The sequence below is a fragment of the Oleidesulfovibrio sp. genome (assembly GCF_047973035.1).
Classification (GTDB): Bacteria; Desulfobacterota; Desulfovibrionia; order Desulfovibrionales; family Desulfovibrionaceae; genus Oleidesulfovibrio.
Genome location: NZ_JBKEBF010000012.1, coordinates 71,820 through 96,301 on the forward strand (window position 1 = coordinate 71,820; position 24,482 = coordinate 96,301).

Annotated in this window: 22 protein-coding genes and 5 tRNA genes; 21 read left to right on the plus strand and 6 right to left on the minus strand. The window is 51.5% G+C overall.

Annotated features, from left to right (window positions below):
• The first annotated feature begins 178 nt into the window (after positions 1–178).
• The 3 genes from surE (at position 179) to gap (ending at position 3,109) form a co-directional block, all read left to right on the plus strand.
• Positions 179–937, plus strand: coding sequence for a 5'/3'-nucleotidase SurE (gene surE / locus ACK5LI_RS03470; protein WP_416946265.1), 759 nt, complete (start codon positions 179–181; stop codon positions 935–937).
• A 235-nt stretch (positions 938–1,172) separates the two neighbouring features.
• Positions 1,173–2,096 carry a class II fructose-1,6-bisphosphate aldolase gene (gene fba, locus ACK5LI_RS03475; protein ID WP_416946267.1) on the plus strand — a complete coding sequence of 308 codons (924 nt, stop codon included), beginning with the start codon at positions 1,173–1,175 and terminating at the stop codon, positions 2,094–2,096.
• 11 nt (positions 2,097–2,107) lie between these two features.
• Positions 2,108–3,109: a type I glyceraldehyde-3-phosphate dehydrogenase gene (gap, locus tag ACK5LI_RS03480; RefSeq protein ID WP_416946269.1), complete on the plus strand. Its 1,002-nt coding sequence runs from the start codon at positions 2,108–2,110 to the stop codon at positions 3,107–3,109.
• Between the two features lie 71 nt (positions 3,110–3,180).
• Here gap and ACK5LI_RS03485 read toward each other — a convergent pair whose 3' ends face one another.
• From ACK5LI_RS03485 to dksA, 3 genes are all read right to left on the minus strand, one after another.
• Positions 3,181–4,476, minus strand: coding sequence for an EAL and HDOD domain-containing protein (locus ACK5LI_RS03485; RefSeq protein ID WP_416946271.1), 1,296 nt, complete (start codon positions 4,474–4,476; stop codon positions 3,181–3,183).
• A 117-nt stretch (positions 4,477–4,593) separates the two neighbouring features.
• A complete protein-coding gene (locus tag ACK5LI_RS03490; protein ID WP_416946273.1) occupies positions 4,594–6,174 on the minus strand; it encodes an NFACT RNA binding domain-containing protein in 1,581 nt (526 codons plus the stop codon).
• Positions 6,175–6,200: 26 nt separating this feature from the next.
• Entirely contained in the window at positions 6,201–6,563 is a 363-nt protein-coding gene (dksA, locus tag ACK5LI_RS03495) for an RNA polymerase-binding protein DksA (RefSeq protein ID WP_416946275.1), read from the minus strand.
• Between the two features lie 385 nt (positions 6,564–6,948).
• Between dksA and ACK5LI_RS03500 the strand changes: the two genes are divergently transcribed.
• The 5 genes from ACK5LI_RS03500 (at position 6,949) to ACK5LI_RS03520 (ending at position 7,465) form a co-directional block, all read left to right on the plus strand.
• Positions 6,949–7,023 (plus strand) — tRNA-Gly (locus tag ACK5LI_RS03500).
• A gap of 23 nt (positions 7,024–7,046) precedes the next feature.
• Positions 7,047–7,121 (plus strand) — tRNA-Cys (locus tag ACK5LI_RS03505).
• Between the two features lie 7 nt (positions 7,122–7,128).
• A tRNA-Gly gene (locus ACK5LI_RS03510) sits at positions 7,129–7,203 on the plus strand.
• A gap of 73 nt (positions 7,204–7,276) precedes the next feature.
• Positions 7,277–7,352: transfer RNA gene (locus tag ACK5LI_RS03515), tRNA-Gly, on the plus strand.
• A 38-nt stretch (positions 7,353–7,390) separates the two neighbouring features.
• A tRNA-Gly gene (locus ACK5LI_RS03520) sits at positions 7,391–7,465 on the plus strand.
• 318 nt (positions 7,466–7,783) lie between these two features.
• Here the strand turns inward: ACK5LI_RS03520 and ACK5LI_RS03525 are convergent.
• Positions 7,784–9,007, minus strand: a complete 1,224-nt coding sequence (locus tag ACK5LI_RS03525) for an APC family permease (RefSeq protein WP_416946277.1) — start codon at positions 9,005–9,007, stop codon at positions 7,784–7,786.
• Between the two features lie 116 nt (positions 9,008–9,123).
• Between ACK5LI_RS03525 and ACK5LI_RS03530 the strand changes: the two genes are divergently transcribed.
• The 3 genes from ACK5LI_RS03530 to ACK5LI_RS03540 all read left to right on the plus strand — a co-directional run bounded on the left by ACK5LI_RS03530 (position 9,124) and on the right by ACK5LI_RS03540 (position 11,315).
• Complete coding sequence (locus ACK5LI_RS03530; RefSeq protein ID WP_416946279.1) at positions 9,124–10,014, plus strand: LysR family transcriptional regulator; 891 nt, start codon at positions 9,124–9,126, stop codon at positions 10,012–10,014.
• A gap of 393 nt (positions 10,015–10,407) precedes the next feature.
• Entirely contained in the window at positions 10,408–10,974 is a 567-nt protein-coding gene (locus tag ACK5LI_RS03535; RefSeq protein WP_416946281.1) for a TetR/AcrR family transcriptional regulator, read from the plus strand.
• Positions 10,971–11,315, plus strand: coding sequence for an SMR family transporter (locus ACK5LI_RS03540; RefSeq protein WP_416946283.1), 345 nt, complete (start codon positions 10,971–10,973; stop codon positions 11,313–11,315). The genes ACK5LI_RS03535 and ACK5LI_RS03540 overlap by 4 nt, the downstream gene beginning before the upstream one ends.
• Positions 11,316–11,489: 174 nt before the next feature.
• Here ACK5LI_RS03540 and ACK5LI_RS03545 read toward each other — a convergent pair whose 3' ends face one another.
• On the minus strand, positions 11,490–14,102 hold the full coding sequence (locus ACK5LI_RS03545) for a tetratricopeptide repeat protein (RefSeq protein WP_416946285.1): 2,613 nt from the start codon (positions 14,100–14,102) through the stop codon (positions 11,490–11,492).
• A gap of 38 nt (positions 14,103–14,140) precedes the next feature.
• Between ACK5LI_RS03545 and ACK5LI_RS03550 the strand changes: the two genes are divergently transcribed.
• A complete protein-coding gene (locus tag ACK5LI_RS03550; RefSeq protein WP_416946287.1) occupies positions 14,141–14,503 on the plus strand; it encodes a molybdenum cofactor biosynthesis protein MoaE in 363 nt (120 codons plus the stop codon).
• A gap of 119 nt (positions 14,504–14,622) precedes the next feature.
• On the opposite strand, the gene treS is transcribed toward ACK5LI_RS03550, so the two are convergent.
• Positions 14,623–17,949, minus strand: coding sequence for a maltose alpha-D-glucosyltransferase (treS, locus tag ACK5LI_RS03555; RefSeq protein ID WP_416946289.1), 3,327 nt, complete (start codon positions 17,947–17,949; stop codon positions 14,623–14,625).
• 318 nt (positions 17,950–18,267) lie between these two features.
• On the opposite strand from treS, the gene ACK5LI_RS03560 reads away from it, so the two are divergent.
• The 9 genes from ACK5LI_RS03560 (at position 18,268) to ACK5LI_RS03600 (ending at position 24,478) form a co-directional block, all read left to right on the plus strand.
• On the plus strand, positions 18,268–18,519 hold the full coding sequence (locus ACK5LI_RS03560; RefSeq protein WP_416946292.1) for a thermonuclease family protein: 252 nt from the start codon (positions 18,268–18,270) through the stop codon (positions 18,517–18,519).
• 119 nt (positions 18,520–18,638) lie between these two features.
• On the plus strand, positions 18,639–20,012 hold the full coding sequence (locus tag ACK5LI_RS03565; protein ID WP_416946294.1) for a sigma-54-dependent transcriptional regulator: 1,374 nt from the start codon (positions 18,639–18,641) through the stop codon (positions 20,010–20,012).
• Positions 20,013–20,474: 462 nt separating this feature from the next.
• Positions 20,475–20,651: a Flp family type IVb pilin gene (locus ACK5LI_RS03570; RefSeq protein WP_416946296.1), complete on the plus strand. Its 177-nt coding sequence runs from the start codon at positions 20,475–20,477 to the stop codon at positions 20,649–20,651.
• Positions 20,652–20,719: 68 nt separating this feature from the next.
• Positions 20,720–20,893, plus strand: a complete 174-nt coding sequence (locus tag ACK5LI_RS03575) for a Flp family type IVb pilin (RefSeq protein WP_416946298.1) — start codon at positions 20,720–20,722, stop codon at positions 20,891–20,893.
• Between the two features lie 83 nt (positions 20,894–20,976).
• Positions 20,977–21,153 carry a Flp family type IVb pilin gene (locus ACK5LI_RS03580; protein ID WP_416946300.1) on the plus strand — a complete coding sequence of 59 codons (177 nt, stop codon included), beginning with the start codon at positions 20,977–20,979 and terminating at the stop codon, positions 21,151–21,153.
• A 118-nt stretch (positions 21,154–21,271) separates the two neighbouring features.
• Positions 21,272–21,829, plus strand: coding sequence for an A24 family peptidase (locus tag ACK5LI_RS03585; protein ID WP_416946302.1), 558 nt, complete (start codon positions 21,272–21,274; stop codon positions 21,827–21,829).
• Positions 21,830–21,841: 12 nt separating this feature from the next.
• A complete protein-coding gene (gene cpaB / locus ACK5LI_RS03590) occupies positions 21,842–22,666 on the plus strand; it encodes a Flp pilus assembly protein CpaB (RefSeq protein ID WP_416946304.1) in 825 nt (274 codons plus the stop codon).
• A gap of 29 nt (positions 22,667–22,695) precedes the next feature.
• Positions 22,696–24,162, plus strand: a complete 1,467-nt coding sequence (locus ACK5LI_RS03595) for a type II and III secretion system protein family protein (protein WP_416946415.1) — start codon at positions 22,696–22,698, stop codon at positions 24,160–24,162.
• A 25-nt stretch (positions 24,163–24,187) separates the two neighbouring features.
• The gene (locus ACK5LI_RS03600; RefSeq protein WP_416946307.1) at positions 24,188–24,478 is read left to right on the plus strand and encodes a hypothetical protein; all 291 of its coding nucleotides are present in this window, start codon (positions 24,188–24,190) and stop codon (positions 24,476–24,478) included.
• The last annotated feature ends 4 nt before the right edge of the window (positions 24,479–24,482 follow it).

Consider the following 24,482-nt stretch of genomic DNA (forward strand, 5'->3'; position numbering starts at 1 on the left):
AAAATATGTGTTATCGATTTCCGACCATTATCAATTTTTATTGAATGATGCCAGCAGGGCGGATTGCCTCCGTCTACGGCAGAGGCAGACCATAACGCAAGCCCATAGTATCGGAAAAGGACTTTATTCAATGAGAACAGCAAGAGCTTTTTTCTTGCCAGCATAAAAGGAACGAAGAATGTTTATAGCTCTGACCAATGATGACGGCATTCAGGCCCCGGGGTTGCGGGCCATTTACAAAGCACTGAAAGAGGCAGGCCACACCGTACAGGTGGTTGCCCCCGTTACCGAACAGTCGGCAGTCGGACACGCCGTAACCATAGCAATGCCGCTGCGCGTAAAGGAGTTTGCCGAAAACGGCTTTGTGGGCAAAGGCGTGCACGGCACCCCTACCGACTGCATGAAGCTGGGCCTTAACGCCCTGATGGATAAAAAGCCCGATCTGGTAGTTTCCGGCATTAACGCGGGAGCCAACGTAGGGCCGGATATTTTATATTCCGGCACAGTTTCTGCTGCTACGGAAGCCGCTCACATGGGCTACCCTTCCATCGCGGTTTCATACGACAGCTTCAAACCTGAAAAAATAGACGACCACGCAAAATATGCCGTGGAAATCATTGAGTCCATGCCATGGGCAAGTCTGCCGGAGCGATGCGTGCTGAACCTGAACCTGCCTGACGTACCCATGGCAGAATGCAAAGGCTTGAAAATCTGCCCGCAGACCCGTGCTGTCTGGAAAGACTGGTACGATCATAGAAAAGACCCCAGAGGCGGCTCATACTGGTGGCTTAACGGCATCATTCCGCCCGAAACTGTAGCGGAAGGCACAGACCGCGATTTACTGACCCGCGGCTACGCCACACTTACCCCGCTGAGGTTCGATTTTACAGACACGGACACCCTGGCGGCATTGCAGGATTCTCTGATCCGCTCATAGAGCGGAAATGCAGACCCTTTGATTTTCTGCCACTTGTCGTATAAAGTGCCCGCGCTTTCATTGACAGGATGGGATATACCTAACTAGTGTATAACGGATAGAGGCAGACTCGTGGAGTGTCGGCCACGCCATCCGATATGCAGGCTGACAATAACCGGAGCACCCGCTCCTTGTCACAACCGTCATGTGCTACCGGCGGGAACCACCCCGCTCCGGCATCACCGAGGAGGACACCATGCCGCTAACAGGCCCCAGAGAAATGTTCGCCCGTGCTTACAAAGAAGGTTACGCCGTAGGCGCCTTTAACGTGAACAACATGGAAATCATTCAGGGTATTATGAACGCCGCCACCGAAGAGCAGGCCCCCCTGATTCTGCAGGTTTCCGCAGGTGCACGAAAGTATGCCGGACAAACCTACATTGTTAAACTTATCGAAGCCGCGCTTGCCGAATCCGACCTGCCCGTTGTTCTGCATCTGGACCACGGTGCAAACTTTGAAATCTGCAAGGACTGCATTGACGGCGGTTTCACCTCTGTCATGATTGACGGCTCTCATCTGCCCTATGAAGAAAACATCGCCCTGACCAAACGCGTTGTCGAGTACGCTCACAGCAAAGGCGTGTGGGTAGAAGCCGAACTCGGTCAGCTGGCCGGTGTGGAAGAAGATGTTTCTGCCGAGGTCTCTGTATACACAGACCCCGATCAGGCTGTTGACTTTGTTCAACGCACCGGCTGCGATTCGCTTGCCATCGCCATCGGCACCAGCCACGGCGCTTATAAGTTCACCGGCGAAGCCAAGCTCGACTTTGACCGCCTTGCAACCATCACCAAAAAGCTGCCGGATTACCCGCTGGTACTGCACGGCGCTTCCTCTGTCCCTCAGGAATTTGTCAAAATGGCCAACCAGTACGGTGGTGAAATCGGCAGTGCACAAGGTGTGCCCGAAGACCTGCTGCGCAAATCTGCCACGTTCGGTGTCTGCAAAATCAACATTGATACCGACATCCGTCTGGCAATGACCGCCTGCATCCGCAAACATTTTGTAGAAAATCCTGCCGACTTTGACCCGCGCGCATACCTGAAGCCCGCCCGCGAAGCCGTCAAGAATATGGTTCAACACAAAATCCGCAACGTTCTGGGTTGCTCCAACAAGGTATAAGGGAACGAACGATGGCAGTTACGCTTGGCATTAACGGGTTCGGCCGTATCGGCCGCTATCTTGTCCGCCTTCTGGCAAATGATTCTGAACTGGATACCGCTGTTGTCAACGCCCGCGCGGATAACGAATCGCTTGCGCGCCTCTTCAAGTACGACTCCTGTCATGGCACCTTCAATGCTGAAGTAAAAGCCAACAACGATGGTTTTACCGTCAACGGCAAGCAGATTATTGTTACCCGTTACGGTAAAAATGAATGGAAATGGGCCGACCACGGCGTAGACATTGCCATCGAAAGCACCGGCACCATCAAAGACCGTGCAGGGCTTGCCATGCACATGGAATGCGGCGCTAAAAAAACCATCATCAGCGCTCCCTGTGCGGATGCGGACCTTACCGTGGTTATGGGTGTAAACGACCATCTGTACGATGCGGCAAAGCACGACGTCGTTTCCAATGCATCCTGCACCACCAACTGTCTGGCACCCGTTGCCAAGGTGCTGAACGACAAGTTCGGTGTACGCCACGGCCTGATGACCACCGTACACTCCTACACCATGAGCCAGCGCATTCTGGACGGAACCCATAAGGACCCCCGCCGAGGCAGAGCTGCTGCGGTGTCCATGATTCCTACCTCTACCGGCGCGGCAAAAGCCGTGGGACTTGTCATTCCCGAACTGGCCGGCAAGCTGAACGGTATGGCTATCCGCGTTCCCACGCCTAACGTATCTCTTGTTGACCTGACCTGTGAACTGGCAAAACCCGGCTCTGCAGAAGAAGTAAACGCCGCACTTAAAGAAGCAGCCGAAACTTCTCTTAAAGGCAACATGGGCTACACAGAAGAACCTCTGGTTTCCTGCGATTACATGGGCAGTACCTTTGGTGGCGTTGTGGACGGCCTGTGCACCTCTGTTATCGAGGGCAAAATGGCAAAGTTGATCATCTGGTACGACAACGAGGCTGGTTTCACCAACCAACTCGTCCGTCTGATCCGCAAGGTCGGCAACAGCCTGTAGGCTCTCCGTTCATGCAACAATAAAAGCGCCCGCGGCTCAATGCCGCGGGCGCTTTTTTGTAGTCTTACATTCTATTCTGCAAATACTTCTTTTACCCAGACCAGAGCCTCTGAATAATTTTCACTCAACTCTTCGCCGTTTATACCCAGCTGCTTCGCCAGCGCTGCCACAACCTGCCAGTTGCCGCGCTCGTAAGCTTCTGCAAAAAGCAACCACGGCAGAAGCGGGCTGTCACTGCGTTGCAAAGCGTTTAGCAGGTCAGCATCCAAAGGCAGATTTTCAGTCATGACGCTGACAGGAACAGACAACAACACGGCAAGCAAAGAAAAAAGGCCAAGCATGAAGAGCTCTGACGGAGGAAGGCTGCATCGGCCTCTGCGGCAGACCAGTTCAAGAAACTTCCCCCGTTGTGCCGCAAGCATTGCCACATGCCGCGAAAGCGGAAAGCTATCCATTTCCGACAACAGCGCAACACACAGCCATTGATGCAACTTGCGTTGCCCCAGCATGGTAGCCGCCTGCTGCACACTGCTGACGCGCGAAGGCAGCGCATAGTAAGCTGAATTCAAATGCCGTAACAAACGGGTTGTGAGCGCCGCATCTACCTGAATGATTTCTGCAATGTCGGTCATATTGTAGTCTTTGGCCGCCAAACGGGCCAGCAACCGGGTCTTGATACTTTCTGACGATGTCAGTTTTTGCTTTTCCAACAGTTGCGGCTTGCAAAAAAAGAACCCTTGGAACAGGTCAAAGCCAAGCTTTTTGCAAAGCTCAAACATTGCCTGATCTTCTACTTTTTCTGCCAGAGTAGTACAGCCATGTTCTTTAATAAGGCTGACATCTCTGGCTATTTCCTCAGGAGAACGCCCCAATACATCTACTTTCACAAGGTCAGCAAGGTGCAGCAAAGGCTGAGCAGATTGCTGACCGACATAATCATCAAGTGCTATAAAATACCCTGCTGCTTTTAGCGTACTCAAAGCATGTATAATTTCAGGGCTTGGCGACACGTCTTCCAGCACTTCAACCGCACAGACATCAGCGGGAAGCATCGTCGGCACGTCATCAAGGAGCATTTCAGCAGAATAGTTGATAAGCACTCGTTCATGTAGTTTTAAAGCCGGAGCTACCATCTCGTAGCCGTCAAAGATGACAGAAGAGGTTGCCACAACAGCATCAGCCGAAGGGCGGCAGATATTCTCCGGACAGACACGGGAGAGCAACTCGTATCCCCATATTTTCGCATCGGCAGTAAATACTGGCTGTCGGGCCACCCATACAGGCATGCCGGAATCCATGACAAAACTATTAGCTTGTGGCTGTTTGGAATCTTTAACCAAAAGCGAGCGTAAGTGTTTAAGCAGCATAAAGCATCTCCCGTGCACAGAAGCAAATGCCACGCGAATACGCGGGCACCACATAATTTTATGCAGTGCCAATTGTACAGCCATCTCACCCAAAAAGGGAATAAAAGAAGAACTAAATTAAGACAAAATGCGTAAGGTTTCTTCAAGCCGTTCATCCGGCGCTACAATCATACTGCGTTCCATAGTATCAACCCGCACGGCTCCGGCCTTGGCACCTTTTATTTTTCTGACGTCCTTTACCCATGCACACATAATGCGGACAGTCGCATCATCCCGCTGCCAGCTGCGCACGGCAGTCAGGGCCGCTGCTTCCAGCATAGTCTGCTCCGGAATTTCCTGCCCCGGATAATCCAGCCGGATAACCAGATGCGCACTGGGACCATCCTGAGCGTGAAACCACAAGTCAAAAGTAGAAGCCTGCCTGACTACAACGTCGTTTCCTTTAGCGTTGCGGCCGCGAATCATCAAAAAGCCGTCTGAGCTTTGGAACCGTAACACCAGATTATTATCTATGCTGGTTCTCGATTTAGGCGTCACCTTTTGCGAAGTTTTCTTAACGAAAGTCTGCGCAGGAGCCTTGCGGATACTCTGTGCTTCCGCCCCTTGCTCCACGCGCCCCCTGTCTGCCAGAAGGTCCACTTTCCGGCTGGCCAGAGCAAGCAATCCCCGCTTGCCCTTGGCAGCACGGGCAAACATGGCGTTCATGTTATCACGAACTGAAACAGTACCATCCAAAAGGATGGTCCATGTACTTTTTCCTGCGTCAGCCTCTTGTGTATCCACGTTTACTTCAACGCTTTTCAAACGCTCTTCAGGACCGAAGCGGTATAGCACGGACTGCAAAGCCAACGCATCCTGCTGCTGCGCAATCAGCGACAGCATTCTTTGCTCCTCCTGTGCAAGGCGCTTGAGGGCGTTATCAATCCGCTTGGTTCCTGCTTTGATTTTTTTATGTTCTTCTAAGCGGACAACATCGCTCATATCTTTATAAAGCTTAGCCTCACCTACCAGTCTTGCGGCTTTTAACGCAGATTCCATCACCATTTCGGTAAGCCCGCGGCATTGCTCTGTGGCAAGAGGCCATGCGGATACAGTCACAGGAGTGCCGTCGCTGTCATGGTACACAAAAATATCACCCGCAAAAGCAGCCTCAAGATCCAGCATCAGCGCATGAGCATCTGGCATATCCATGTGCATAAGCGTGCGGCGTAACGCAGGCGTAAGCATAGGCAAATCAGCACAGGGAGCCGCTTCTGATAGTGATTCGAGCAGGCGCGGCCACTCATGCGCATCCGGCCACACAGGTTCTGTACCAAAGCCTTCAGGAAGATGCCGGACAAGTTCCAGCCCTGTCCGCATGTCCAGAATCAGCCACGGATAGTCACCGGAACCGAACCCCAGAGCCATTCTGCGGGTAGGCCAGTCTGTCAGAACAGCAGTGATGCGTCTGTTTCTCAGATACTTGCGCAAACGCATAGTTCCAGCTGGAGGCTGAGCAGGGTTGTCCGGTTTTAAAGAAGAAGTGAAAAGGAAAGGAAAGGAACGGCCGATGCGAAGCACAAGATTGTGCTTCGCGCCGGCCGTAAATAAGACAAGAGTGTCTATATTCTCAGCAGGGTGGAAAATTTTCTCCACCCGTGCGCCGTTAAGCAGCGGAACAAGTTCCAGCGCCAGACGGCGCATAAAGTGGGCGTCCATACAGCCCCTTAGCTGTTTATCCTGCGTTAGTCACCGCGCAGGTTTTCGTCTTCTTCCTGTCTGCTTTTGCAGTTAATGCAAAGCTTTGTGACAGGTCTTGCCTTCAGGCGGGGAACACCGATGTCTTCACCGCACTCATCGCAAACTCCGAAAGAACCGTCTTCGATTCGGTCCAGAGCCTGACGGATTTTTTTGATAAGCCGACGCTCCCGATCACGGATACGTAATGTAAACGCACGATCAGATTCCATAGTGGCTCTGTCTGCAGGGTCGGCACAAACCTCGTTATTGTCTGTCAGTTCTTCCAATGTCGCATCGCCTTTCACCTGTGCTTCTGCAAGCATAGAGGCCAAAAGCCCACGGAAGTAGTCAATATCACTCTGATTCATGTAGCCCTCCTCGGCACGACGGGGAAGATAGACTACGGGGTACAAGTCCCGAATAAAACACCCGTAATCTTTGCAAGGTCACTGCCATAAAACAAGGTCATCTGAAAAGTAAAGAGGCTTCTACAATTTTTCTTTCTTTAAAGGATAAAGAATCAGCTGATAATTCAGCTATCCCCTTTTTAGTATACCACTTGTTACCTTTTCAGGTCGGGTCTTATAAATTTTCTTAGTTGGCAGTAAATTCTTACGCCTTCAAAACAGCTCCAGTTCTAGACTTTGTCTACAAAAATGGCTCGTTGTAAAATTTTTCTATTTTTCCGCTTGACCACCTTGAGGGGTTTTGCTTATAAGGCTCTCCTCGTTGGGGCGAACTGCTCCACAAAGAGCGGGAATAACTCAGTGGTAGAGTGCAACCTTGCCAAGGTTGAAGTCGCGGGTTCAAATCCCGTTTCCCGCTCCAAACGAGTTCTTTGATTTTTCTGAGGCGGCATAGCCAAGCGGTAAGGCAGAGGTCTGCAAAACCTCCATTCTCCAGTTCAAATCTGGATGCCGCCTCCAATCTCTCGCGGGAATAACTCAGTGGTAGAGTGCAACCTTGCCAAGGTTGAAGTCGCGGGTTCAAATCCCGTTTCCCGCTCCAGAGTCACCCGGCCTGCGGCCGTAAAAAGCCGCAGGTTTTATTCCTTCCGAAAAACTTGTGCAGGAAGGATCTTGCGGGAATAACTCAGTTGGTAGAGTGTCAGCTTCCCAAGCTGAAGGTCGCGGGTTCGAGTCCCGTTTCCCGCTCCAGATCAAGTGAGGCCGCAAGGCATATATAAATTTCCTTTGCGGGAATAACTCAGTGGTAGAGTGCAACCTTGCCAAGGTTGAAGTCGCGGGTTCAAATCCCGTTTCCCGCTCCACTTTTAAGGCCGGTTTTTACCGGCCTTATCTTTTACCTGTAAGCTGGTTAACCTCTCCGCTATATCCCGTAAAAGGACAGGCCGCTACAACCTGTTCTGATTATTACGCATACCTGCACAATAATCTCTGCGCAAACGGCAGGTTACCAGACTCTCAAGTTTCTATACCTGTCACCGGATGAGCTTATTCTCGCATTAACGCCTTCTGTAACCTTCCTGTCCAGTGTGCAACTAAACAACGTCTTCCATACGCCCTCAACAAAAAAGGCGAGGTTAGCCGCCTTTTCCAATGTTCCTTACGCATTCGTCTTGTTCTCACTATGTCTGGCGCAGAGCTTTACTCCCTAGCAGTTTTCCACTTGCAGCAATTGCCAGTCCCAATAAGCCTATCAGCAGCAAAATCCATAATTCAGACTGAGCCAGAAGCACCAGCATGACTATCGCCAGCAGAACAGAAAATACTTTATGCCACCACGCTTTCAATACTTTTACTGCTGCCGCCACACCGACCAATGCGTTGGCAATTAAAAAGCCGTTGGCCATAACAACGAGTGAAGGCAATGTAGCCACACCCGCTGCAACTAAAAACAAAACAGCCACCGCTGCCGCAGGAGCACCAACTGTATTTTTCCTGCTAATCACTTCCGGCAACAAGCCTTCACTTCCCAGACTTGCTGCAAGACGAGCCACAGCCCCCACAAACATCATATAAGTAGTTGCACAAAGCCCGAAAACGATCAGGCTACCGACGACGACACCAGCAGCCCCAAGTAACGGATGCAACAGGCGCAACACGCCCGGGCCATGTTGCGAACCAAGCTGCGCATACTGCATACCTCCGGCAACAAGCAGCTCAACAAGCGTTACAACAAGCACGCTGATGAGCACCGCTCTAGGCATGGTAGTCTCCGGTCTGTCCACATCGCCGCTGTAATTACCGGCCACTTCCCAACCGATTATACACCAGAAGAGCAACAATAACGTCCGCCCGAAGGTACCTGCGTCAAACTCCGGTAACGGCGCAGGCATCAGGGCAACATCTGTCAGAGCGGCCAGCGCACCGGCACTAAGAAGGACAGCCCCCAGAGAAGAACACACAAACGCCACCGTTCCCAACGCCCTTACTTTTTGCAAAAGAAGCAGACAACCGCAGCTCAAAAACACAAATGCTGTAATTTCCCTTCCATAGCGCCCAAACTCCGCTACAGGAACCGGCAAATACTCAACCATGGTAAGAAGTACGGCGCACGGGCCGAACAACACAGCACACAGCAGACAATACGCTGTAAACTGTTTCATCTTGCGCCCGAAAGCGTGCTCCACAGCGTTGGCAACGCCGCCATCACCGGGAAACAACACTGCAAGCCAGCAAAAAACAAAAGCAAAGACGGCATTAATGGCTACAATAACCATCCACGCAGGCAAGGCCCAGTCACCGGCAAGTTCCAGTGCAAGAGGTGGAAGAATAAAAATGCCGGAACCCAGAACAGGCCCGACCATAAGGCCGGAAAGCATCAGCGGACCCAGTTTACGAACTTGCATGGTAACTCCTCTGCAGATATGTAATCTGTGCGCGTTACACAGCAAGCGGCCCTTGAAATCAAATACGAATTCCCGAACGTCGCGTTCGGAATAACCGAACGCCGGACAACATCCTTATGGAACTGTACCAACTTCACTCCTTTGTTACGGTTGCCGAGCAAGGCCACCTTACACGTGCCGCCCGTAAGCGGCATATCAGCCAGTCTTCACTCAGTGCCCAAATCAAGGCACTGGAAGAATCACTCGGCGTTCTGCTTTTTATGCGTACGCCCAAAGGGATGAAGTTGACAGAGCAAGGGATGGCTATGCTTGAGCATGCACGTTCGGTCATTGAGGCCGCAGGCAATATGCAGTCTGCCGCAGAGGCAATGCAGAAGTCTGAAACTGCAATGCTGCTTATCGGACTGAATACAGACCCTCTTTTTCTGCGCATGACCCAGCTTGAAGCAGCGTCGACAAACGGGGATAGCCGGATCCGGCTTCGTTTTCTGCCGTCGCAGACATTGACCACCACTGAGATGTTGCATGACAAAATCATGGATGCGGGCTTCCGCTTCGGATTCAGCAACCAGCCTGACATTCATGATATCTGCGTCACGGAAGTCCCGTTACGGGCAGTCATTCCTGTGCACCTGTTGCCAGAAGGAATAACCGCAGACGGCTATAACCCGAGCTGGCCCGAACTGGCTGCACTGCCATGGATATGGGGCGACTGTGTCTGCCCGTTATACGACGCGGCAAGTAAGCAGATGAGTGACCACGGTGTCAGCCCCAATGTTGCAGCGGAAGCCATTGACGAACGAATTGTCCGCGAATTGCTGCTGAACGGAAGAGGGGTTGCCATCATGCGGCTGGACGAGTGCGAAGAGCTGGCAAAACAAGGCACAGTTGTGCTTTGCGGCGAAGATTTAAGCGTACCGCTGTGTCTTTCGCATCTTGCAACACGCAAAAATGAAACCGCGTTAAAAACACTTGCAAACATCGCAAGCACAGTGTGGCAGAGTTGACGTACGCAGCCAGCAATGTCCCCCCCGTCAGTCTGGCAGCACTTTTTTGAGATATTAAGAAAAAGCTATTCGCAGTCCGAGCTTCTTTCACGTAAAAAAAGAACCCGCACATGCGCTTAAGGCTTACAAGGTAGAATCTACCCTTTCCGCCTTCTGCATCTTCTATTGCATACTTCCTGCGTCAACGGGCTTTTCTCTTCTTAGCTGGGCATACCACATAGGAAACATATAAAAGTGCACGCACATAAGGCTGCTGTAGCAACCTTATGTTTCTAAGATATCCAGATTACGACACACGTTGCTTGTGGTCTTATGGTAATGTGCAGCAAAAAATTATGCCTTCATGTTAACAAGCGGTATTGACAAAAACATACCAGTTGGTATTTTTTGCAAATGGCCATAGCGCACCGAAAGAAAAAAGCCCCGGAAAAAGTCCGCCGCGCACTGCTGGATAGTGCAGGTCAGATTGTTGTAGAATACGGCTTTTCAAACCTGACGGTTCAGGCTGTGGCCAGTGCTGCCGGGGTTACCAAGGGCGCTTTTTTCCACCACTTCCCCAACAAACAAAGCTTAATAGATGCGCTCAGCACAGAGCTGCTACTCTCCCTTGATAAGCTTATCGAAGACTTCATGGAGGGAGCGGAAGAGCAATACGGGGCGTTCACCAGAGCATATGTTAAAGCGATAATGAACCAGAACGGCGACGGACATCTCTGGACCTCGCTTTCCGCATCATTTGTTGTGGATCCTGCACTACGCAAAATCTGGACATCGTGGCTTTCAGGCAGACTTGAGCGTCACAAAAAGACAGATAATGATTCAAATCTGGCTATTGTGCGGTATGCAGTAGACGGAATCTGGCTTGACGACCTGTTGCACGGGCACAAGCGACCTGCTGCAGAACACCTTGAACTACAACAGCAACTCATAGCTTTAATTGACGGGAAGACACATACATGAGTCCATTGGCAACATCGTACGCGGCACTTGGTTTTGCCATTCTGGCAGAAGTGATTGCCACTTCCATCCTGCCGCTTACAAAAGAATTCTCTAAACCGTTACCCACGGTCGGCGTTGCCGTTTTGTATGCAACTGCGTTTTATCTGCTTACCATTGTCACTCGTCAGGTACCGCTGGGAATTGCATACGCGCTGTGGAGCGGCATGGGTATTGTACTTATTGCAGGCATCAACTGGCTTGCTTTCGGTCAAAAACTGGATGCACCTGCAATCATCGGCCTTGCATTACTCATTTCAGGAATTGTGATCATTAACCTGTTCTCAAAAACTGTAGGTCATTAATTGCGCGCGGAATCGTCGTCTCCGGTATAGCTCCCAGGTTGTCGCTTTGGTACTCCATCCATCAGGCTCATTGCGATTTGGCTCCACCTTACGCCCGCACGCTATTAAAACGCCCCCGCAGAAAATCTGCGGGGGCGTTACCATTTACAACAAAGAAACAACCCTGCAGGAATGTTACTTTTTCCTTTTCCCCTTATTGAGTAACTGATTACGCTTTTTATCAAAAACAAGCGTTGTTCTAAGGGCGGCAAAAGCAAGAGCCATCGTACTAAGTATGAGAATCAACCCTTTTTGAATCTGCCATTTTTCTTTTACCAGTAACCCTGATGCCCACTCAGCTCCGGCGCGCTCTCCGTAGTAAACGGAAAGAGGCAGACCGACCAGCACCAGAAGCAACCCTATCAGTTCCATCCAGAAAAAAGTCTTTCCCATAATCAGCATAAAAAGAGTCGAGTCACGGACAATCCGCAGAAACTTGAGTTTCCCCTCAAGCCCCTTCAGCCGTTCCTGCTCCTTCTCCGCAATGCTATGTGCCTTTTTAAAAGTATCAGCCACTCCGAACTGGTTCTGCAAAGCCCAGTTCAGGTTCGCGGCACATGCATTATAATCCTTGTTAAAATCAACAAGAATCCGCGGGAAAGGAAACCACGCAGCTTCATCACGGATGTATGCAAGTCGCTCCATATCAGTCCTGAAACGCGACTTAAGCTCACGCGACTCCATATTGACCCGCGCCTGCAGATCACGCTCCAACCGCTCCCTACCGCGGCTTAGCGAGATAAAAGAAACGTAGTTTTCAACATCTGCCAACCCCAGCAAGGCATCGATTCTTTTAAACGCTGCATCGGCAAATTCGTGACCTTCCGGAAACCAGTCAAAAACTTCTGCCCGCAGCCGCTTAAGGGCCACAGCTTCTTCCTCTGCCTTGCTCTGCGCTTCCAGCCATGGCACATGCAACGCAGCCAGCAGGTGGATGTGTCCGCGCTCCAGTTCAGGGTCAAGCAACACGCGGTTAAAAAAATGAGCATCGCGCTCGATAAGGGCACTTAAAAAGCCTACGGCTTGTTCTGCAAACCCCATTTTAACCTGACACACACCCTGCCGGTATACAGAATCAGACCATGCAGGAGTCAATCTGGCAACCTGCCGGTATAATGTATTGGCGTTCTGGTACTTTCCCTGAGTTTCCATCAGTCTACCTTGTAAAAACTGATGGTACGCCTGCAGTAAGGGAGAAGGGGAAAGACCTTCGGCCTCTTTCCACAAGGAAAGGGTTCTTGCGTGGTCACCGCGTTCCAAAGCGACGAACCCCTGTAATGTACGCACCCGAAAGTCTCTGGGCGCTTTGATGGTCATCTGCCCTAATTCTTTATCCACGGCGATTAAATCACCGCTTATGAACATATCGAGTAAAGACCAGAGCGGGCTGTCGTCCTTCTGGTTAAGTTCGCTTAGCCCAGCGGGATATTCCTTGCCGCGGGTCAGCCACATGATGCGCATCATGCGGAACTGTGCATTGGCATTAATGCTGAAAACAGCCCGCAATAACAGACCGGGTATCCCCTCCTGCCGCAGGATGGACGACATGGACTCAAGTGCATCTTCTGTCAGACTTAAATCAATGGACTTGAAGCCGTTGTTAATGGTTTCAAAGTCCAGCAGCGCAACTTCCTTCCATATTTCTCTATCCAGCGACGCAAGTTTTCGGGAAGGACAATCCTGCAATTCATGATCCCGCAGACCGCAATAAAAACAATGAGGGCTGCTACCTGTTACCAGCCTGTTGGAAACTTCAACCGGCAGAAGGCCCGCACCGCCCTCACCTTCCGCCGAAAGGCTTACGTTGGACCAGTCGTCCATGCTGCTGTGCTCAACATTAAAGCGCACATCATGTACAACAAATGAGTCGCCCAGCAGGTACGCATTGCGATAGCTCATATGTGGAAAATCAGGGACAAGCTGGTCCCAGTCCAACCGCATTTTCTTAGGCAGCTCGTTATTAAAGTTAAGCCCCTTACGGTCAGCCACCGCCATAACACAAGGCCAGTATCCATCCGGATTTTCTTCTTTCAGCTGCGCAATAAGCAGAAGTATATCCTTGCACCACAACCTGAGCTGGCGCAGGTTTTCCACCGGAAACATCAGATAGAAGTCGTGGATAAGAAACTTGCACTTATGCCTGTTAAGCAACTCTTCAAGGTGTGCAAAAAATGCTCTCCACCCGCTTTGAAAGCTTTTCTCCAGCGGGTTCCCCAAAGGCTTGAGCACAACGTACCAGCCAAGAGATGACTGATACGGCAAACGGGGGTCTGCGGACATCGTAAACCATTCCGCAGAGGCAAGGCCGGTCTGCCCGCGCATGCTGGTAAAACTTAACCCAGGGGCACCTACGCCCATCTCTTTAGCCTTGCCATGAACCCATATTTCCAGTTCCTGAGGAACTATGGCATTCTGCACCCGCAACGCAGGATCTATTGCAACTGAAAGCTCCCGCTTGTATCCAAAAAGAAGTTTTGCTGGAATAACCTGGCAAAACACGGCAAGAGAGTTAAACTTTGCCCAGATAGCAAGGCGGGCCAAGGCAAGAAAAACATCGCCGGAAAAAAAGAACCACAGAGCCTGATCGCGCTCGGAAGCCAGATGCATTCCGCCGTAATCCTGCAGTGTCTGCACAACAGCGGGGTTAAGGTCCCCCTGCCACGACAGCCACAGGCCGAGACCGTTGGAAAGCATTCTGCTTTCCTTAAACTCCGGCAGTTGTCCTATAAGAGAAGAAAGTTGCGGCATATTTTGGTATTATCCGGAAAATCGAAGGAGCATGAAAAATGGACATAAACAAAGCCATTGCCGATCTGAAAAAAGAACCCGGTTTTGCCGACAATGTCGGCATGATTATGGTGCACAACGGTATCGTTCGCGGCTGGTCCCGCAAAGACCGCAGTAACGTTGTAGCTATCCGCATTACCCCGAACTACCAGCGCATGGAAGAAATCCGCGCCGAAATGGAACAACGTCCGGGCATTTACCGCATACTGGCCCACGCGATTGAAGGCGAACTCAAACCCGGCGACGATGTTCTGTACCTTATTGTGGCAGGCGACATCCGCGAAAATGTAAAAGCTACATTTGCCGAACTGCTCGACCGCATCAAAGCTGAAGCCGTCACCAAGCAGGAAATCTTTGCTTAACTGCGATAAATATAAATATTCTGCAACGCCAACAAGTTACAGACCGGACTGTTGGCGTTGCGGCATATTTCTACACGCACCTGTTTTATTGCAAGCTCTATACCTTTGTAGAAGCAGCACTATTTTCCCATCAGAGTGATTATTGCCGCCAGCGGCAACCCGACAAATCCCGAGGGAGCCTGAAGCTCCGCATCAAGCTCTCCCAAGGCTTTTTCGATCAGGAAAGCCTCAAGCATCACCTGTGTATCCTTGTCATCATCAGGTAATAGCTTACTGCCGCCCACACATTCCATATACGCAGTTAAAAACGCCCCTGCGGCCTCAATTCGCCACAAATCCGCCCAGGGAGCCAGATACTCTCTATCTTCGGGCCGTAATACCGCTTCGCGCATCAACACGGTGAGGACGGTGTAGTGCAGGGAGCGGATCAGATCGGATACGTCGCGCAACGGTGACCGCTTGAGCCTGCGCTCTGAAAGTGACTTTTCCGTATCTCCCTCAAAGTTCACAATCATGTAGTCACGGCCGCTTCGCAGAATATTGCCAAGTGTCAGATAGCCATGCACACGAATTTTCAGGCAATCCAGCTTACGGGCCAGAAACTCGCGCAGGTGATCGGCAATATCACCACGCAGCTCCAGAACACGAAGGGCGTCAGCCTTTGTATTTTCCGGCAGCAGATCAAGGTTACGTTCCAGTCTGCCCAAAGCCCGCTTCATACGGCTTTGCATGCCCTGATATACCGAACGCTGATACAATGTGGAGAAAGGTTCCGGAGTAAACGAAGCATTTTCCGGCCCGAATGCCAATGCCCTATGCAGTTCGCCTATACGGCGTCCCAAAAGTTGCATTCCTGCAAAGTCCACATCTCCCAGCAGGTCACGATATTCTTCCGGTAGCGGCCTTCCTGCGGCTTCCACGGGAGAGCGTGCGTACAGCCTTGGTTTTGAAGGCAGCTCCGCTTTGGCTGCCAGCACTCTGTCAAAGAAACGGCCAACCATGCCGCGGCACATTTCCTGCGCATCGCCTTGCGCCTGAGCAAATTCATGCAGCATTGCCACCGCCATACCGGAACTGCGTGAACGCTTATATTCCACAACTCCCATATAGGCAGGTGCATTTCTGTAGCCGGTTTCTTCAGAGAGATAACGCAGCAATTCAACATCCGGATTGATGCCTTCGTCCATGCGCCGGTACACCTTAAACAGCAGTCTGTCCCCGCAGACAATAGACGTTGCATGAATCTGAGACTTCCAGACAGCAGGCGCATCAACAGGACAAGTTGCCTTTATCGCTCCACGGGCCCCGCTGGCAGTACTTACAACCAGTTCGCCATGACGTCCCTTTACCGACTGTGCACGGGTCGCAAGCGAAAGCAAGGCTCCGCAACGGCAGCTCTCGTCAAAGGCTTCCACAAGAGCTGTTTCCGGACCATCACTGCCGAACATGCACATCAGATGCACGGGGGCCTCGCGCACCACCTGACGGGCAGCTTCGCCCGACAGCATCGAAGTGAGCATGCCTATCCACTCGGGCTGGCGCTCCTGATACCGAACTTCTACAATAAGCAACCAGCTGGGTACGCCTTGCCCACCTACAGGTACCGCTTCCAGAATCACCGCCTCGCGCAGCTGGACAGCTTCCTGTCCCAACAGCCCTCTGCGGGTCAGGTAGCCGGGCAACACGTTACGCTGCAACGTGTCTCTGATTTCACCGTCAAGGAAACGCGCCGCCGTAACAGGCTTAAGCATCGGCGGAGTGTACAGACTGGTCAAACTTGTTGCCGTTTCCTGACGTCTCATATGGAAAATGTAATAGCCGTAAGGATTCAGCGTCAGCGTGTATGCGGCCTGCTTTACTGCCGGAAAACGTGTGGAGCTGAAAACTTCTTCCGGCCAGAAGCCTTCCCAGCCGCTCAGGTCCAGCGTGGCGGCCTGTGCATGGCGCGACAGATTGCTGACCACAAGAACATGCTGATCGCCGTGGCTGCGCAGGTAGGCCAGCACTTTCGGATTTTCAGGCTTTAAAAATACAATATCGCCACGGCTGAACGCCGTATAGCGCCTTCGCATGGCGATAACGCGTTTCATCCACCACAGCAGCGAACTTTTATTGCTCTGCTGTGTTTCTACGTTAACAGCCTCATAGTGGTATTCAGGGTCAATTACCACCGGCAGAAACAGTCGCTGCGGATTAGAACGGGAAAAACCGGCGTTTCTGTCCGCACTCCACTGCATCGGCGTACGCACACCGTCACGGTCGCCCAGATAGTAGTTGTCGCCCATGCCGATCTCGTCACCATAGTACAAAACCGGCGTTCCCGGCATGGTAAACAACAGTACATTAAGCAGCTCAACTCTTCGCCTGTCATTGCCAAGTAACGGTGCAAGCCGCCTGCGGATTCCCAGGTTAATACGCGCTCTGGGGTCACGGGCGTACATGCGGTACATGTAGTCGCGCTCTTCGTCCGTTACCATTTCCAGAGTCAGCTCATCATGATTGCGCAAAAAGATTGCCCACTGGCATCCTGCGGGCAAATCCGGTGTCTGCTCCAGAATATCAATAACCGGATGCCTGTCTTCCATCTCAAGCGCCATAAACATGCGAGGCATGAGCGGAAAATGAAACGCCATATGGCAGGAATCACCATTGCCGAAATATTGCGCAGCATCCTCCGGCCATTGGTTGGCTTCAGCAAGCAGCATTTTGCCGCGATGTTTTCTATCGATATGCGCCCGTAAGGCTTTCAGAAAGGCATGAGTTTCAGGAAGGTTTTCGCAATTCGAGCCTTCTTCTTCGTACAGATACGGCACCGCATCAAGACGAACGCCGTCCACCCCCATATCAAGCCAGTAGTCGATAACTTTGAACATGGCTTTATGGACTGCCGGATTCTCATAATTAAGGTCCGGTTGATGATGGTAAAACCGATGCCAGTAATACGCTTTGGCAACAGGGTCCCACGACCAGTTGGACGGTTCGAAATCTTTAAAAATTATCCGTGCGTCCGTATACTTGTCCTGAGTATCACTCCATACATAAAAATCGCGATGCTCTGAGCCGGAAGGCAATTTTCTGGCCCGCTTGAACCATTGATGCTGGTCGGACGTATGGTTGAGAACAAGCTCGGTGATTATGCGCAGACCGCGGGTATGTGCCTCGCGCAACAGTTTACGGAAATCCGCCATACTGCCGTAATCCGGATTTATGCTCATGTAGTCGGCAATATCGTATCCGTCATCACGAAGCGGAGAAGGATAGAAAGGCAGCAACCATAACGCAGTAACGCCAAGATCCTGCAGGTAGTCCAGCTTATCTATCAGGCCGGACATATCCCCCATTCCATCCCCGTCGGAATCATGAAACGACTTGATGTGCAGTTCGTAAATAATGGCATCTTTGTACCATTGGGGGTCCAACTCAGCAGACTCGATCAGAATACTCATGGCGCCTCCGGATAAATCACGGTTACTACCCGCCCGTGGTTATGCGGTTCTTCGTACTATCATACCCTAACTATCGCTAATCGCAACCACCACCCGGCCAGACAAGTATATACTTTTCCTCCGTCCAAAATCGCCGGTCATAATTGTACTCGATCAATAAAATATATATCTATATAGGTATGGCTATGGCGAGGCTATTTTTACCACTCCTCATCGTCCTGACCGCGTATCAGGCTGCGTTTGCAGAATACCCTGCGGTTTCTGCCACTGTAGTCCGCGTGGTCGACGGAGATACGCGACAAAAACCCTGATCTGCGTTTGCTGGCCCGTTCTGCAAAAAGTTTTGTAAAAAGGCTGGTTGAAGGGCGGCAAGTCAGACTCTCGAACATACGCAGAGGTAAATACTTCAGGCTGATCGCACAAATCCAGATAGACGGAAAAGATCTTGCGCAAATGCTTCTGGATGCAGGTCTGGCAGTACCGTATGAAGGAAAAAAAAGGCCTGATCACACTATTCTGCTTCATCCCCCGACTTCAAACGCCTTTGGCTTTATGCCGCAGCCTTTATAGAATCACGCAACGCTCTGAATTGCCTTGCTTTTTCCAAAGCATCTATCTAATGGTTTGCTAAGGAATAACAATGTTAGTGTAATACAGTCATTAAACCATAAGAGATGCATCGGATAATTATGAGTGAGCACATCCTGCTGATCGAAGATGACTACGCATTTCAGGGAATGCTTCTCGAAGCGCTGAATGAACAAGGTTATCAGGTAACCACGGCCTCACGCGCTGAAGAGGGCATCGCTCTTGCCCGACAGGGTGACTACGACCTGATTCTGACCGATGTCATGCTGCCCGGCATGTCTGGAGTGGAAGCTATTCCCCCGTTACGCGAGGCAGCACCCAACACAGATATCATTGTTATGACAGCGTATTCCAGCAAAGAGCTGGCTCTGGAAGCTGTCCGCCGCGGTGCTTACGACTTTTTCGCCAAACCGTTCAGCCTGAAAGAGCTGGATATCGTTGTCCGGCGCGCAATGGAAAAACGCCGCCTGCAAAGTGAAGTCTTTGCCCTTCGCAGCACCCTGCGCCACGACAGCCCTGTAAGCCGCCTCATTGGCGAAAGCCCACCCATGAGGGAAGTGAAAGCCTTAATCGAAAAAGTCGCCCCGCTGGATACGACAGTACTCATTTTAGGTGAATCCGGCACAGGCAAAGAACTTGTGTCTGACACGCTATGCGCACTTTCTCCGCGTGCGGGACAATCGTTTATCAAAGTAAACTGCGCAGCCATTCCTGAGCATCTTTTTGAAAATGAATTGTTCGGCCACGAAAAAGGAGCCTTTACGGGAGCTGCTGCTGCCCAGCCCGGAAAGTTTGAACTTGCGCATAGCGGCACGTTGCTGCTGGATGAAATCGGCGATATGCCACTGGCAATCCAGCCCAAGCTGCTGCGCGCAGTGGAAGAAAAAAAAGTAGAACGACTGGGGGGCAGGCGCCCTATTCCGGTCGATGTACGTATAATTGCAGCAACCAATCAGAATCTGAGTGACCGAGTTGCGGACAAATCCTTCCGCGAAGACCTGTATTACAGGCTCAGCGTCGCCATTATCAATCTGCCGCCGCTGCGAAAGCGTAAAGAAGACATCCCACTGCTTGCAGAACATCTTGTGCGCAAGCTTGGCTCCACATTAGGCATACCTGTTCACGGCCTTGCACCGGACGGTATTCACGCCCTGATGCAATACGACTGGCCCGGCAACGTCCGCCAGCTGGCCAACCTGCTGGAACGCGCCGCTATTACTGCAGAGGGCGTTATTACCGCTTCAGACATCACCAAAGCACTCTCTCTGCATGCCAACCCTGCAGCGCTAAGTGTTGAAGGGTGCTCTGGCTATGCTCCAGAGGCCTTTGCATTGCCCCTTAAGGAAACGTTGCAGCAAGTGGAGCGGAATCTTTTAATTGAAGCATTACGCAGGGCCAATGGCAGCCAAAAAAATGCTGCGAAATTGTTAGGCGTTACGCCCAAAAATATGTGGGCGAAATTGCAAAAACACTAGCTGAACACCGATAGCGAAAAGTAATCTATTTTTTCTAGAATAAAGAGTTGCAGCGAACGCGCCCGAAACACGTATTTTTTCAATATATCCAAATAATTAAGCGAGCGAATTTCTAAAATCCGCTCGCTTTTCTTTTTTCCTGTCCACAAGTCTATAGCCTGTAGACTCTGCTATTATCATATTTATCATACTAATATTAAACACTTTTTGTAACAACAGGCAGTTTTCTGATCTATTTTTTATAGACCAGAATGGTAGCTTGCTCTGCTTCATTTATCTTCTTCTGCTGCATACCAACAGGACATTATTTTTCATTTTTCGCCTTTATTTACAGGCAATTAAACGCACATTCTCAACGCACACCTCCCCCAGCGGCAACTTTGGCACACAGGTTGCCTATACCCAACTGCAGGCGCTGAATCGCGCCCCCCAAAACGCTCTTCCATGAATAAGGAGAACACCATGAAAAAGACCATCATCAGCCTGATTAAAAATGAAGAAGGCGCAACCGCTCTGGAATACGGCCTTATCGCAGCGCTCATCGCGGCAGTTATCGTAGCAGCCGTTACCGCGCTGGGTACCAAGGTTAGCGACACCTTTACCTTCATCGATTCAAAAATGCCGACTCCCGCGCCCTAACAGGCTGACGGCATAACAACGCAGAACACCACACAGGTCCCCCGACCTGAAGAGCAAGGAGCAATACAATGAAAACACTCATGAACCTTATCCGCAACGAAGAAGGCGCTACCGCTCTGGAATACGGACTTATCGCAGCGCTCATCGCGGCAGTTATCGTAGCAGCCGTTACCGCGCTTGGTACCAAGGTTAGCGACACCTTTACCTTCATCGATTCAAAAATGCCGACTCCTGCTCCGTAGCAGCAAACGGCATCGTAACGAGTCAACTCAGCAATAATAATTGAAGCCTGACGGGATTATTTCAACAATACGGGAGCAAATCCATGAAGCCGACCATCAAGAACCTGCTGTGCAACGAGGACGGCGCAACTGCTCTGGAATACGGCCTCATCGCAGCCCTTATCGCTGCAGTCATCGTGGCCGCTGTTACTGCGCTGGGAATCAAGGTAAGCGATACATTTACCTTCATCGACTCCAAGATGCCTACTCCTGCACCGTAAAAAAGGTTCCGACATAACTACGCGCTGCATAAAGGGGCCGGAGGATCAGCTCCGGCCCCTTTGTACAAACGGGCGGCCTCTCCCTTAACGGGCAGCGCCCGAAACAACCGGAGATACCATGGACGCCCTGCCTGTCTACCTGCTCATCACCATCCTGCTGATCGCTGTCGTTACCGACCTGCGATCCATGCGTATTCCTAACTGGCTTACCTTTCCTGCCATCGCGGCCGGTCTTGCGTACCACGGCATAACCCAGGGCCTGGACGGCCTGCTGTTCAGCCTTGCCGGCCTGGGTCTGGGTTTTGCCATGATGTTGCTACCTTTTATCCTGAAAGTGATGGGTGCCGGAGATGTAAAGCTAATGACCGCCGTTGGTGCATTTCTTGGCTTGAAGGGCGTATTCAGCGCCTTTATCTGGACCAGCCTTGCCGGCGGTGTGTACGCCCTTGTCGTTCTGCTTTTTCATATCCCGCAGCTTAAAGCCATCGGGAGTTCCATCAAAACATCGTTCACCACCATGATGGTCAGCGGCGAAATGTCATACCACGCCGCTACAGAAGGTCAGAAGCTACCCCGTCTTTGCTACGGTCTTGCCATTGCGGCGGGCACCATTGTTTCCATGTATTTTTCGGGCAAACTTGCCATAGCTTTTCCGGGCGTAATCCCCGCACCGTAACGGAGTATCCGCATGACCCGTTCATCACTCATACAAATTTCACTGGCCCTGATTCTGGCTCTGGTGGCAGGCGTTCTGGTGTTTCGCATGATGCGCACGCCCGCACGTCAGGTGCAGGTGCAGGAAGTCCCCAAGGTAACTCTGGCAGTTGCCGCCGCCGACATAGCAAAGGGCACAAAATTACGCGAAGAACACCTGAAGATTGCTGAATTTTTGCAGCAAAGCGCACCCAAAGGTGCTTTTGCCAGTACGGAAGAAGTTATAGGCAGGGTTGTTGCCACCGCGGTAAGCGCAGGTGAGCCGCTTACTCCGGCTCGTCTTGTAAATGACACTACGCAATACGGCGGCGTAAGCACCATGGTCATGCCCGGCAAACGTGCGGTAGCCGTAAAGGGTAACAAGGTGCTGGGTATCGCAGGCTTCATCCGCCCCGGAAACCATGTGGACGTACTCGTTACCATTGATGACAACCGCCGTAAAGACGATACCGCCGTAACCAAAACTGTGCTGGAAAATATCCGTGTGCTGGCCACAGGCACCGAGCTGCAACAGGAAGGCGACGACTCCACAACATCCCCTGTGGATATTTACACGCTGGAAATGACACCTGATGAGGTGGAAATACTCTCGCTGGCGTCTGCTCGCGGACAGATTCACTTTTCTTTGCGAAACCCTGCAGACAAAGATTCCATTCTGACTAAGGGCATTGATATACCTCGTACGCTGACCCTTTTGAGCCCCAAGCCCAAACCCAAAGCACGCGGGGCAGCATCCCCTTCCACAGCCGTTGAAGTCATTAGCGGTACCGAACGTTCAACGCTGAGGTTCAAGCAATGAGCGCACCATCCGGAATCTTTCTCCACTTCATGGTCTGGAACAGAAGTAACGTACTTCGCTCGTTGCCCATTCTGCTGATGGCGCTTGCGGGAGTGCTCGCGTTTGCAACAGGTGCGCATGCCCAGCCCGCAACAACACAAAGCATCATTCCCCAGACTGTACAGATTGCCACAGGAAAATCTCTGGTGCTGGAGAGTGCCGTTCCTGTAAAGCGGGTTTCCGTAGCCTCGCCCGAGATTGCAGAAGTGCTCGTACTCTCGCCCTCACAAATTTATGTTACCGGCGTAAAAGCAGGCGGAACAACGCTTACACTATGGGATCGTGCCGGAGCGGTATCACGCGTGTTCGATATTCAGGTCACTCCTGACATCGCCCAGCTTAAACAAATGCTTCATAAACTACTGCCGGCGGAAAAAGACCTCATGGTCATGGCAGTGGGCGAATCCATAACTCTGGCAGGCACAGTCAGCAGTCCTGCAAACATGGCGACAGCACTGGACATGGCCCGCATGTACGCGCCCGAAAAAGTAACCAACCTGATGAAAGTCGGCGGCATGCACCAGATAATGCTAGAAGTAAAAGTGGCGGAAATGCGCCGTTCCGTCATGCAGAAGCTGGGAATAGACCTTGCCGCAGCGTGGGACAATTCATTTGCCTTTACCATGCTTAACCAGCTGTTCACGCTGGACAGTCAGGACGGCGTAATAGGTCTGGGCAACACCGCCGCCATTCTAAGCCCGAACAACACCGGTCTGTTCCAGACGGAGTTGGGCGGCGTATCCATTACCGGCTTTCTGGATGTGCTGAAAGAAAACGGACTGGTAAAAGTTCTGGCGGAACCGACTCTTGTCTGCCGTAGCGGTGAAAACGCAAGCTTCCTTGCCGGTGGCGAAATTCCCGTTCCTGTCCCTCAGGGGCTTGGCACCGTTGCCATTGAGTTCAAAGAGTATGGTGTATCGCTTGAGTTCACGCCTACTGTTCTTTCCCCCAGACAGATCAGCCTGAAAGTCTCACCCGAAGTCTCTGAACTGGATTACGCCAACGTTATTCAGATTAACGGTTTTTCCATTCCCGGTATCAGCAGCCGCCGCGCCAGCACAACTGTAGAGCTTGGTGACGGGCAAAGCTTTGCCGTTGCAGGTCTTCTGCGTGACGAAGTACGCGAAAGCATAAAAAAATACCCCGGTCTGGGCGACATCCCCGTACTGGGTACGCTCTTCCGCTCATCAAGCTGGCAAAAAAGCGAAACCGAACTGGTGATTATAGTCACCCCGCGACTCGCCAAGCCCTTGGATATGGCCAGACAGTCACTTCCAACGGATTCGTTCCGCGAGCCTACCGAATATGAATTTTTCATTCAGGGCAAAATGGAAGGTGACGAGCCGGAACCTGCCCCCGCCACGGCCAAGGCTGCCGCCGCAAGACCGGTAACCGAAAACGCCGCACAGCCTTCGGGCATGGACGGAGACTTCGGCCATATTCTCAAATTGCAATAACGTGGAATATTTCAGGGGAATAATCATGACTGCGCGCTTTATCATAACTTTGCTTCTCATCTTGCTGGCAGGCTGCACCAACGCAGGCGGCCCCGGACCCGATCGCCCCATCCCTGAATGGAAGCAGGAGCTTGGCGCATCTTTTTACCAGCAGAGTGCAGCGCAAACAGCCAACCCGCAGCCTGATACGGACTATATTCCGACCGGCATGGATAGCACTCTGGCAGAAGAAACCATCAAACAATACCGGACCATTGAAGATTCTCCCGAAAAACAGTCCGGTATCAACCTGAACGTTAATGAAAAGAAAAAATAGCAGG